At 59.8% G+C, this 11,940-nt stretch carries 10 protein-coding genes, 1 pseudogene and 1 riboswitch; of the genes and pseudogenes, 9 read left to right on the top strand and 2 right to left on the bottom strand.

The genetic code is table 11. From position 1 onward, the window contains the following. Nucleotides 1-1,125, bottom strand: a pseudogene (locus ACFE0K_RS00115) (transketolase family protein); the annotation flags it as partial. A 245-nt stretch (nt 1,126-1,370) separates the two neighbouring features. On the opposite strand from ACFE0K_RS00115, the gene ACFE0K_RS00110 reads away from it, so the two are divergent. The 9 genes from ACFE0K_RS00110 to ACFE0K_RS00070 all read left to right on the top strand — a co-directional run bounded on the left by ACFE0K_RS00110 (nt 1,371) and on the right by ACFE0K_RS00070 (nt 11,266). Then, nucleotides 1,371-2,354: an ArsR/SmtB family transcription factor gene (locus ACFE0K_RS00110; protein ID WP_434534124.1), complete on the top strand. Its 984-nt coding sequence runs from the start codon at nt 1,371-1,373 to the stop codon at nt 2,352-2,354. 196 nt (nt 2,355-2,550) lie between these two features. Further along, nucleotides 2,551-3,699 (top strand): methionine adenosyltransferase, encoded by a 1,149-nt coding sequence (metK, locus tag ACFE0K_RS00105; RefSeq protein ID WP_272962534.1) that lies wholly within the window; start codon nt 2,551-2,553, stop codon nt 3,697-3,699. A gap of 61 nt (nt 3,700-3,760) precedes the next feature. Next, a riboswitch (S-adenosyl-L-homocysteine riboswitch) is annotated at nt 3,761-3,838 on the top strand. Nucleotides 3,839-3,858: 20 nt separating this feature from the next. After that, complete coding sequence (gene ahcY, locus ACFE0K_RS00100; RefSeq protein WP_434534123.1) at nt 3,859-5,247, top strand: adenosylhomocysteinase; 1,389 nt, start codon at nt 3,859-3,861, stop codon at nt 5,245-5,247. Nucleotides 5,248-5,374: 127 nt separating this feature from the next. Beyond that, complete coding sequence (gene metF / locus ACFE0K_RS00095; protein ID WP_434534122.1) at nt 5,375-6,205, top strand: methylenetetrahydrofolate reductase [NAD(P)H]; 831 nt, start codon at nt 5,375-5,377, stop codon at nt 6,203-6,205. Between the two features lie 306 nt (nt 6,206-6,511). Further along, complete coding sequence (locus ACFE0K_RS00090; protein WP_434534121.1) at nt 6,512-6,979, top strand: aminoacyl-tRNA deacylase; 468 nt, start codon at nt 6,512-6,514, stop codon at nt 6,977-6,979. 139 nt (nt 6,980-7,118) lie between these two features. Beyond that, a complete protein-coding gene (gene pyk / locus ACFE0K_RS00085; RefSeq protein ID WP_434534120.1) occupies nt 7,119-8,579 on the top strand; it encodes a pyruvate kinase in 1,461 nt (486 codons plus the stop codon). Nucleotides 8,580-8,700: 121 nt separating this feature from the next. Further along, the gene (locus ACFE0K_RS00080; RefSeq protein WP_434534119.1) at nt 8,701-9,642 is read left to right on the top strand and encodes a DegV family protein; all 942 of its coding nucleotides are present in this window, start codon (nt 8,701-8,703) and stop codon (nt 9,640-9,642) included. A 240-nt stretch (nt 9,643-9,882) separates the two neighbouring features. Next, nucleotides 9,883-10,101 carry a hypothetical protein gene (locus tag ACFE0K_RS00075; RefSeq protein WP_297765589.1) on the top strand — a complete coding sequence of 73 codons (219 nt, stop codon included), beginning with the start codon at nt 9,883-9,885 and terminating at the stop codon, nt 10,099-10,101. Nucleotides 10,102-10,111: 10 nt separating this feature from the next. Continuing rightward, a complete protein-coding gene (locus tag ACFE0K_RS00070) occupies nt 10,112-11,266 on the top strand; it encodes a hypothetical protein (protein WP_434534118.1) in 1,155 nt (384 codons plus the stop codon). Between the two features lie 31 nt (nt 11,267-11,297). On the opposite strand, the gene ACFE0K_RS00065 is transcribed toward ACFE0K_RS00070, so the two are convergent. Further along, the gene (locus ACFE0K_RS00065; RefSeq protein WP_434534117.1) at nt 11,298-11,696 is read right to left on the bottom strand and encodes a GFA family protein; all 399 of its coding nucleotides are present in this window, start codon (nt 11,694-11,696) and stop codon (nt 11,298-11,300) included. Nucleotides 11,697-11,940 lie beyond the last annotated feature (244 nt).

Below are 11,940 nucleotides of genomic sequence, written 5' to 3'. Positions count from 1 at the left end.
CAGCAGCGGGCCGAAGGCATACAGGGTGTTCTGGCTGGCCTTGCGGGTGGCGACCTTGTCACCCTTTTACTGGCACTCACGGATATAGGCATCCGCCTGTTCCAGGAAGTTCTCCGGGAGCTCACCGGCCTGGCGGCGCAGGAAGTCCGCCGCCAGCTCCGGGTAAGCGGCCTTGTAAGCATCAAAGCGCTGCTGCCAGTCGCTCTGGGCGGCGGCGCCTTTCTCGCTACCATCCCAGGCCCGCTTGATCTCAGCGGGAATCTCGAAGGAGCCGTGCTTCCAGCCCAGGGATTCCCGGGTCAGGGCAATTTCGTCCTCGCCCAGGGCTGCGCCGTGGGATTCTTCCTTGCCCTGCTTATTGGGGCTGCCGAAACCGATGATGGTCTTGCAGCAGATCAGGGTCGGCTGGGTGGTATTGGCGCGGGCATTCTCGATGGCCACCTGCACTTCTTCCGGGTTGTGGCCATCCACATTGGGGATCACCTGCCAACCGTAGGCCCGGAACCGCTCTACCGTGTCATCGGTAAACCAGCCTTCCACTTCACCATCGATGGAAATACCGTTGTCGTCATAGAAAGCCACCAGCTTGCCCAGGCCCAAGGTGCCGGCCAGGGAACTGGCTTCGTGGGAGATGCCTTCCATCATGCAGCCATCACCCAGGAAGCAATAGGTGTAATGGTCGACGATGGCATGGCCTTCACGGTTGAACTGGCCAGCCAGCATTTTTTCCGCCAGCGCCATGCCCACCGCATTGGCAATACCCTGGCCCAGCGGACCGGTGGTGGTTTCGATGCCCGGAGCGTCGCCATATTCCGGGTGGCCGGCGGTGGGGCTGCCCAGCTGACGGAAATTCTTGATGTCGTCCAGGCTGACGCCGTAGCCGCTGAGGTGCAGCAGGCTGTAAAGCAGCATGGAACCGTGACCATTGGACAGCACGAAGCGATCCCGGTCGGGCCAGGTGGGATCCTGCGGGTTGTGCTTGAGGAAGCCGCGCCAGAGTACCTCGGCGATATCGGCCATTCCCATGGGCGCACCGGGGTGCCCGGAATTGGCTTTCTGTACCGCATCCATGCTCAGGGCACGGATAGCGTTGGCGAGTTCACGGCGGGCGGGGGCACTGGACATGCAGGGCTCCAAACTGGCTGGTGGCTGAAAAGGGGCGCTATTGTCCCTCATGGGGGTAATAGCTACAAGCCGCAAGCTGCAAGCCAGAAGGCAACCCGAGCACCACTGAAAGGCGGCCATGACGGCACGGGCGACATATCTCTGCCCACATCATCAATCGCCAGCCTGACGCACTTGGGGGTGCCTGCAAAAATCTATATCAATTTATTTTGATTTAGCTGTTCGTTACGCTAGAATTCCCCCCTATGAATGCACAAGCACCCGACGCACCGGAGATCACCGATCATCTGGCGGGCTTCCTCAAGGCCGCTGGCGACCCGTTACGTCTGCAGGTGCTGCAGGTGCTGGGCCAGAACAGCTTCGGGGTGCTGGAGCTGTGCGACATCATGGCCATGAAACAGTCCGGCATGAGCCATCACCTGAAGGTGCTGGCCCAAGGCGGGCTGGTAGAGAAGCGACGGGAAGGCAACTCGATCTTCTACCGCCGGCGCCTGCCCCAGGCGGACAGCGTGGAGGGCGCGCTTCACGGCGCCTTGCTGGATGAGCTGGATGATGGCCACCTGGATGTCCGGGTTGCCGAGCGGCTGGAACAGGTACAAAGCCAGCGGGCGGCGCAAAGCCGGGCCTTTTTTGCCCGCCATGCAGAACTGGACGACCAGCAGGAACTGATTGCCGACTACGACCAGTACGCAGAGCAGGCCCTGGAGCTGCTGACCCGGGCCTGCCCGGAGGGCCCAGACAGCAAGAGCGCCCTGGAAATCGGCCCCGGGGATGGCCAGTTCCTGCTCGAGCTGGCCGCCCGTTTCGATAGGGTGCTGGGCCTGGACAATGCCGAGGCCATGCTGGAGCGGGCCCGAAGCCTGGCCGTCGCCAAGCGGCAAAATGTACAACTGATACTGGGTGAGTGGCCGGCCAATGCCTCCACCCTGCCCACGGTGGATGCCGTGGTGCTGAACATGGTGCTGCATCATCTGCCCGCCCCCGCCAGCGCCATCGGCGCAGCGGCACGACAGTTGAACGAAGGCGGCACCCTGCTGATCACCGACCTGTGTCGGCATGATCAGCACTGGGCCCACGAGGCCTGTGGTGATTTCTGGCTTGGCTTTGAAGAAGCCGATCTGGTGGACTGGGCCGGCCGCGCCGGTCTTGAATTGCAGGAAAGCCAGTTTCTGGCACTGCGCAATGGTTTTCAGGTGCAGGTAAGAACATTCAGGAAGAACTGTAAATAGCAAGCGAGAGGCTGCGAGGCACGAGTGCCGCCGGTCGTTTCAGGAAAGCCATTCGCGAGTTGCGAGAAACGAGTTTCGAACGTCAAAGACCCAGCCTTTCAGGTTTTTGCACTTCGAAACTCGAAACTAAGAATTTTTCTGCGTTGTGGCGTGATGCATGCAGCGTGAAGCGTTAACCAAAGGGAGCACTCCAGTAATGAGTGAATATTCCATCTTTACCTCCGAGTCTGTATCCGAAGGCCACCCGGATAAAATGGCCGATCAGATCTCGGACGCCGTTCTGGATGCCATCATCAAGGATGACCCCCATGCACGGGTGGCGGTGGAAACCATGGTGAAAACCGGTATGGCCATCGTCGCCGGTGAAGTCCGTACCAGCACCTATGTGGAACTGGAGGACATCGTTCGCCAGGTCATTCTGGATATCGGCTACGACAGCTCCGACAAGGGTTTCGACGGCGCCAGCTGTGCGGTACTCAACGGCATCGGCAAACAGTCCGCGGATATTGCGATCGGTGTGGACGAGGCCGAGGACAAGGAAATGGGCGCGGGTGACCAGGGCCTGATGTTCGGCTTTGCCACCGACGAGACCGACACCCTGATGCCGGCGCCGATTTATTACTCCCACCGTCTGGTGGAGCGTCAGGCAGAGTTGCGCAAGAACGGCACACTGCCGTGGCTGCGCCCGGATGCGAAAAGTCAGGTCACCTTGCGCTACGACAACGGCAAGCCGGTGGCCGTGGATGCGGTGGTGCTGTCCACCCAGCACGCGCCGGAAATCAAGCTGGCGGATCTGCGTGAAGCGGTGATGGAAGAAATCATCAAGCCGGTACTGCCAGAAGAGTGGCTGCACAAGGACACCCTGTACCACGTGAACCCCACCGGGATTTTCGTGATCGGCGGCCCCATGGGTGACTGCGGCCTGACCGGTCGCAAGATCATCGTGGACACCTATGGCGGCATGGCTCGTCATGGTGGCGGCGCCTTCTCCGGCAAGGACCCATCCAAGGTAGACCGCTCCGCAGCCTACGCTGGCCGCTATGTGGCCAAGAACATCGTTGCCGCCGGCCTGGCCAGCAAGTGCGAGATCCAGGTGAGCTATGCCATTGGCGTGGCCGAGCCCACTTCCATCTCCGTCAACACGTTCGGCACCGGCAAGATCAGCGACAACGCTATCGTCGACCTGGTCCGCGAGCACTTCGACCTGCGCCCGCGCGGCATCATCGAAATGCTCGACCTGCGCAAGCCGATCTACCGGCCCACCGCCAGCTACGGCCACTTCGGCCGCGAAGGCTTCAGCTGGGAGAAAACCGACAAGGCGGCTGATCTGGCCAAGGCGCTTTAACCACGGCATCGCTGCTGGCGCCGTCTCTCGAACGGCGCCGGCAAAGTCCCGATAACGTCTGCCCTGTGAGGGGCGCTGCAGCGGCATGACCGCGAGGCTCGCAGGGCAGACACATAAGGAACAACGGCGCCCATTCGTCAAAAACGAATGGAGAACACCATGAACGCAAAAGCGGACACCTTTACCGACTTTAAAGTCGCCGATATTTCCCAGGCCGCCTACGGTCGCTCCGAGATTCATATTGCCGAAACCGAAATGCCGGCACTGATCACCATCCGCGAAAAGTACCGGGCCGAACAGCCGCTGAAAGGCGCCAAGATCATCGGCTGTATCCACATGACCATTCAGACTGCGGTGCTGATCGAAACCCTGGTCGCGCTGGGCGCTGAAGTACGCTGGTCCAGCTGCAACATTTTCTCCACCCAGGACCACGCCGCTGCCGCCATCGCTGCCGCCGGCGTACCGGTATTCGCCTGGAAAGGCGAAACCGAAGAAGAGTACATGTGGTGCATTGAGCAGACCTGTCGCGACGGTAATGGCGAGCTGTGGGAAGCCAACATGATCCTGGATGACGGCGGCGATCTGACCGGCTACATCCACGAGACCTATCCGCAGATGCTCGACAACATCCACGGCATCACCGAAGAAACCACCACCGGTGTGCACCGTCTTTACGAGATGCTGAACAAGGGCACCCTGAAAGTGCCGGCAGTGAACGTGAACGACTCCGTCACCAAGAGCAAGAACGACAACAAGTACGGTTGTCGCCATTCTCTCAATGACGCCATCAAGCGCGGCACCGACCATCTGCTGTCCGGCAAGAAAGCGCTGGTCATCGGTTATGGTGATGTGGGCAAGGGTTCTGCCCAGTCCTTGCGCCAGGAAGGCATGATCGTGAAGGTCACCGAAGCGGACCCGATCTGTGCCATGCAGGCCTGCATGGACGGCTACGAAGTGGTCAGCCAGTTCAAGGACGGCGTCAACGACGGCAGCGAAGCCTCCATCAACAAGGAACTGCTGGGCACCACCGACCTGCTGGTCACCACCACCGGCAACTTCAACGTCTGTGACGCCAACATGCTCAAGGCCCTGAAGAAAGGCGCCGTGGTCTGCAACATCGGCCACTTCGACAACGAAGTGGACACCGCCTTCATGCGCAAGACCTGGGAATGGGAAGAAGTGAAGCCGCAGGTGCACAAGGTATGGCGCGACAAGGCCGAGGGCGATTTCCTGCTGCTGCTCTCCGAGGGTCGCCTGGTGAACCTGGGCAACGCCACCGGCCACCCCAGCCGCATCATGGATGGTTCTTTCGCCAACCAGGTACTGGCGCAGATGTACCTGTTCGACCAGGGCTACGCCAAGCACTCTGACACCGTGAAGGAAAAAATGCTCAAGGTGGAAGTACTGCCCAAGCACCTGGACGAAGAAGTGGCCCGCTATATGGTGCAGGGCTTCGGTGGCGTGATCACCAAGCTGACCAAAGAGCAGGCAGACTACATCGGCGTGGACGTGAAAGGCCCGTACAAGCCAGAGCACTACAAGTACTAAAAGCGATCAACCACAGAGGACACAGAGAATACTGAGGGAAAAACCGCACAATCCATGTATGGGTTTTAACTCTGGCACCTCTGTGTCTCTGTGGTGACACTGCTTTTGATCGAAAAGGCACCGCCAAATGAGCAAAAGAATCAGTTTTGAATTTTTCCCGCCGAAAACCGATGCGGGGAAAGAAAAGCTGCTGGCTACCCAGCAGAAACTGCTGGCAAAAAAGCCGGAGTTTTTTTCCTGCACCTTTGGTGCCGGCGGCTCCACCCGTGACAACACCCGCGACATGGTCAACCAGTTGCGCGATCAACATGGCGATACGGCTCCACATCTGAGCTGCATCGGCCAGAGTCGCGACGAAATTCTGGAGCTGGTGAACGGTTACAAGGATGCCGGCGTGACCCGCATCGTGGCCCTGCGTGGCGACCTGCCCTCCGGCATGGGCTATGCCCAGAGCGAGATCAAGTACGCCGACGAACTGGTACAACTGATCCGCGAGGAAACCGGCGATCATTTCACCCTGGAAGTCGCCGCCTACCCGGAAATGCATCCCCAGGCGCGCAGCTTCGAAGACGACATCGCCCACTTCAAGCGCAAGGTTGACGCCGGCGCCAACAGCGGCCTGACCCAGTACTTCTACAACGCTGACGCCTATGGCTACTACCTGGACGCGCTGCAGAAAATCGGCTGCGACGCCCCGGTCTACCCGGGCATCATGCCGATTCTCAACGTGGCCAACCTGGTGCGCTTCTCCAGCACCTGCGGCGCCGACATTCCCCGCTGGCTGCACAGCAAGCTCAACGACATCAAGGATGACGATGCCGCAGTAAAAGCCTTCGGCGAGGAAGTAGTCACCCGGTTGTGCGAACGCCTGCTGGCCATGGGCGCACCGGGCCTGCATTTCTACACCATGAACCAAGCCGGCCCGAATCTGCGAATTCTGGATAACCTGGGGCTGTGAGAAGCAGTGAACAGTGAACAGTGAACAGTGAACAGTGAACAGTGAACAGTGAACAGGATAGGCTGCCTTAGCCGCCTATCCTGTCAATCTCTTGGTTCTTTCTTTTCGCTATTAACTGTTAACTATTCACTGTTAACTATTATGCTTTTCCGCTATTTCCCTTAGCGCATAACCGTATTTCCCCACCCGCTTCCTCCTCCCTAAGCTTGAATATGAACATTCACGGAGCTGGCCTGGAGCCAGTCATAAACTGCCCTTCTGGCAGCTCCCTAATCCCGGCTTACCATCTCCGGGAGGAGGTCTATCATGCCTGCCCGCGCACTGGCTGATTTTCTCGACAACAACAATGTGAACTACCATTGCTATAACCACCCACCAGCTATTACCGCTTCCGAGGTGGCCCAGTTCAGCCATATTCCCGGACGCCACATGGCCAAGACGGTGATCGTGGATGTGGACGGCGAGCTGGCCATGGCTGTGCTGCCATCGGATCAATACCTGGATCCGGAACGGCTGCGCCAGGCCCTGAATGCCGAAAGCGTCCGGCTGGCCCCGGAGGAGGAATTCAAGGATCGCTTCCCGCTTTGCGAACCTGGTGGCGAGCCACCCTTCGGCAACCTCTACAACATGAAGGTGTATGTGGACGACACCATGATCAGCGAAGACTGGCTGGCCTTTAATGCCGGTACCCACACGGAAGTGATCAAGATGGGCATGGGCGATTTTCTCCGTCTGAGCGAAGCCCAGTCCTGCTCCTTTGCCATGCTGCATTGATCTTCACCAGCACCACCATCCCCTCTTACCCCCGCCTTCGCGGGGGTATTTTTTGTCTGCTCACTGCCGGCACACTGTCATCCCTCCGCCAGATCACCATGGTATGCTGACGAAAAATCAGCTGATGGAAATGCTTCGAATGTCCCGCTCCCCCCTGCGCCGTACCAAGATTGTCGCCACCGTTGGCCCTGCGTCGTCGTCCGAGTCTCGACTCGATGCCCTGATCCGGGCCGGCGTCAATGTGTTCCGCCTAAACTTTTCCCACGGCAACGCCGATACTCACCGACAAACCGCGCAAACCATTCGCCACTGTGCGGAGCTGTGCGGCGAACATGTGGCGATTCTGGCAGACCTGCAGGGGCCGAAAATCCGCATCGGCAGTTTTCCCGGTGGCCCCATCCTGCTAAAGGCCGGGCAACCCTTTGCCCTGGATACTGCCCTGGCAGACGATGCCGGCAACGACCAACAGGTGGGAGTGAGTTACCCACCCCTCCCGAACGATTGCCAGCCTGGCGATGTGCTACTGCTTAACGACGGCCTGCTCGAGCTGAAAGTCACCGCTATCACCGGCACCCGGGTGGACTGCACCGTGCTGGTGGGCGGCGAGCTGTCTGATCACAAGGGGGTAAACCGCAAGGGCGGCGGCCTCAGCGCCCGGGCTCTCACCGACAAGGATCTGGCCGACATCGTCACCGCCGCCGACATGGAAGTGGATTTTCTCGCCTTGTCCTTTCCCCGCGACGCCGAAGACGTGGAAGAAGCCCGCCGCCGCTACCGGCAGGCCGGTGGCGAAGGCGGCATCATTGCCAAGATTGAGCGAGCCGAAGCGGTGGCGGATGATGCCACCCTGGATGCCATCATCGAAGCCTCCGACGGCGTCATGGTGGCGCGCGGCGACCTGGCGGTGGAGATCGGCGACGCCGAACTGGTGGGGGTGCAGAAACATATTATTCGCCGGGCACGGGCCCTCAACCGCTTCGTCATCACCGCCACACAGATGATGGAATCCATGATCCATAGCCCGCAACCCACCCGTGCGGAAGTCTCCGATGTGGCCAATGCGGTACTGGATGGCACCGACGCGGTGATGCTGTCAGCGGAAACCGCGGTCGGCGAATATCCGGTGGAAACCGTACAGGCCATGGACCGCATCATTCTTGGCGCAGAGCGTACCTGGCAGGAAAGGCGCACTGACCGTCCCATCAACGACAATACCGACAACATCGATGAAGTGATTGCCATGGCCGCCATGCAGGCTGCCAACCGTCTCAGCAAGGTCACCGCCATCATTGCCATGACCGAAAGCGGCAACACCCCGCGGCTGATGTCCCGGTTGCGCTCCGGCATCCCCATCTATGCCTTCACGCCCTATCCCAGCAGCCAGCGCCGGGTGGCTATCCTGCGTGGCGTGCGCGCCATCCCCTTTGACAGCCATGCCATTGCCAGCGATGAAGTGAACCGCCGTGCGGTGGTGATCCTGGAAGAAATGGGCGTGGTGCAGGAGGGCGACCGGGTACTGATCACCAAGGGCAACTACAACGATGCCCACGGCGGCACCAACACTCTTAAGGTGATCCAGGTGGGCGGCAATATTCAGTAGCACGTCACCTGAACCCCTGGCGCCCTGTAACAGCCCCTAACCAATCCCATACGCAAAAAGACGCCAGTAACGGAACGGCGGTACTAGACTGGTTCTCACACTTCCCACAGGAAGCATAACAATGAGAATCGGTCTGGTTGTGGACTCGGGTTGTGATCTGCCCAAGGACTTTATTGACGCTAACAACATCCTGGTAATGCCGGTACCCATCCGCATCGGCAAGGAAATTTTCGTGGACGACCGCGACCCGCAACGGGCCCGCGAATTTTACGCCCGCCACGAAGTGGACAAGAACCACGATGCGGAAACTGCGCCCCCCACGGTGGACCAGATCCGTACCCTGTTCCTGGAACAGGCGGTGGGCGAATTCGACTACGCCCTGGTGCAGACGGTACCGAAAAGCCGCAGCCCAATCTTCGAAAATGCCACCGAAGCGGCCCATGCCATCCTCGGTGACTACAGGAAATACCGCGAAGCCGCCGGCCGGGAAGGTCCCTTTCGCATCCGGGTCAGTGACAGCCAGACGCTGTTTGCCGGCCAGGGGGTACTGGCGGCAGAAACCATGCGACTTATCAATGCCGGCATGAAAGTCGGCGACATCCGCCAGCGCATCAGCGATCTGACCCCGAAAACCTCGGGTTACGCTGTGGTTCCCGATCTCTACTACGTACACAAACGAGCCCGCAAGAAAGGCGACAAGAGCGTGGGTTTTGTTGGCGCACTGATGGGCTCGGCGCTGGATATCAAACCCATCCTCTGCGCCCGCCAGGACCAGACTTTCCCGGTGGCCAAGGTACGCGGCTTCGAAACCGCTGTTGAGAAAATGTTCACCCACGCCTGCGCCTGCGTGGAACAGGGCCTGCTGACCCCCATCGTCTGCGTCAGTTACGCCGGGGATCCGGATGCGGTTTATCAAATGCCCGGCTTCAGCAAACTGAAAGCCACCACGGAAGAGCACCAGGTGGATCTGCTGATCAGCCATATGGGGCTCACCGGCGGCGTCAATATCGGCCCCGGCGCCATTAGCGTGGGCTTTATCTCCGACCATATGGACTTCGCCTGAGCCTGGCCTGCGGCCGGAATCCGGGGTCAGGCGCGGTCAATCTGGGCTTTAGCAGCAGCGAGCCGGGCTGAACCATCGTCACCGCGCTTTCTTGAGCGCCGCCCGGCAACGGCTTTTCGGCAACACCCATCCTCCTCCAATGCTGGCATAGTAGCGCCAGCCATAGGCAGGCTGCGCCAGACAGCCTGTATTCAGGGCGACCCGGAGCGTGCTCCGGGCCGCTGTATCAAAGGAGGAACCATGTCTGATTCCATCAGTACCTTGAAGAACAAGGGGCTGCCAGCGGATGCGCTGGCCTTTATCGAGTCCCTGCCCGCCGACCAGGCCGGCAAACTGGCCGATGCCGTCCTTGCGGCTCTGGAAACCAAAGACGCCAGAGTCGAAAAAGCGATGAACAATGCACTTAACGTCGTGCCCGGGCCCTTCCGCCGCCCGGTGAAAAAAATGCTGTTCGGTTAAGGAGACAGACATGCATATTGAAACTCAGGCCGAACTGCTCAAACTCAGCCGCTTGCTGGAAAACCAGGAAAGCGATCTGGCTTTCCTCGACGGTCAGAATCTCGACACCCTGGCCTCCTTCCGCAGTGCCATATCCGGTTTTTTCTACGAACAGCATCAGGACAGCTATCAGCGCCTGGCCGGCATCAGCAAACTGGTACCCACCGGTGCCAGCGCCAAACTGGCAACCACCGTACTCGGTTCCGTACTCGCCGCCGGCATTGCCTCCGAGCTGCCCCCGGAGCGCGCCATCAAGCTGGCCGACAAGCTGCCGGAAGATTTTCTGGCCAAGCTCTGCATCCATCTTGAACCCAAGTACTCCCGGGATCTGCTGGCCGCCATGCCCGACAAGATTGTCGCTTCCGTGGCGAAGACTCTGCTGGCCATGGGCGAGCACATCACTCTGGCCCGCTTTGTCGCCGTGATTCAGCCCTCCGCCCTGCAAGCCGTCACCAGCAGCATCGAAGACGGCGAAGCCATGGTAAAGATTGCCCTGTACCTGGCAGATAAGAGCAAGCTGGACACCGTGCGGGCACTGCTCAGCGAAGCGCAGCAACGGGCCACCCTGAAAGCCGCCACCGACCATGAACTGTGGCCGGCAGTACTGTCCCTGAACGAACACCTGAACACCGAACTGCGTGGCCAGATGGGCAACCTGGTGGCCGAACAGGGCGAAACCGTCATCAGCCACATTATTGAAGTGGCCAGCGAACAGTGCCTGTGGACCAACCTGCTACAGGCAGTGAACGCCATGGACAACCAGCATCAGCAGATGGTGGTGAATGTGCCCAAGCTGCGCGAAGCCCCTGTCATGGAAAGCCTGATCACCACCGTGGCCAGTGAAAGCAGCTGGGATGAATTGCTCACCCTGTTGCCGCTGCTGGATCAGGAACACCTGACACCGGCCGTGGATGTGCTCACCGAGCGCCAGCCCGAGGCACTGGGCCAGGCGCTGGCCCAAGCCCACGACAGCAGCCTGCTGGGCCTGTTCGGCCATTTGCCTGATGCGGAGCTGCCGCGGGTGGCCAAGGTGCTCAAGAGCCAGGCCGCCGATAGCTGGCAGGCCTTCGTGGCACGCAACGGCGACGCCCACGAAATCGAGGCACTGAAAGCACAGATGGCGTAGCTAAAAATGCCGGGCGATGGCCCGGCATTTTTTATTCAGCACCTTCAGGGTACTGCGGCAAGTCATCGTTGATGGCCCACCAGTTACTGGCCGACTCCGTATAGATATGAAATGCGGGCCGCGTGGCCAGCGGCTCATTCAACAGCCCTGCCCGAATCCGTACCACGCCAGGTTTGCTCTCATGACAACTGTAAATCGGCGAACCGCACTCCCGGCAGAACACCCGCTGCTTGCCCGGCGAAGATTCATAGCTTTTCAATAACGCTTCACCACTGACCCAGTGCAACTTGCCACTCTCCACCGGAATATTGGTCACCAGCGCCGTGCCCTGAGCCTTGCGACACTGCTGGCAGTGGCACACCTGAATCGGCGCCAGCTCACCGGCAATTTCAAAGGTAACACCGCCGCAGAGACAACTTCCCGTATACATATCCACTCCATTTTAGTTGCTGTAGGAGCTCCTCTTGAGGGGCGAACCGCGCTTGCGCGGAAATTGCCCGCAGGGCGATCAGGCCTTCCTGAACTCGACAGACCTTTCCAGAAGAACCTGTCTCCCTCCCATTCCGCTTCGCCCCTCAAGAGGGGCTCCTACAAAAGCAGGTTTCAGCGCCTTTCAACGCACCATACCCTCCACCAGAAAATCCACAAACTGACGCACCTTGGGCGACAGATGC

This window comes from Alcanivorax sp. (genome assembly GCF_051117345.1).
In the GTDB taxonomy this organism is placed as follows: Bacteria; Pseudomonadota; Gammaproteobacteria; order Pseudomonadales; family Alcanivoracaceae; genus Alcanivorax.
The sequence above is the reverse complement of the archived record's forward strand: the minus strand, read 5'-3'. Positions and strand labels throughout refer to the sequence as shown.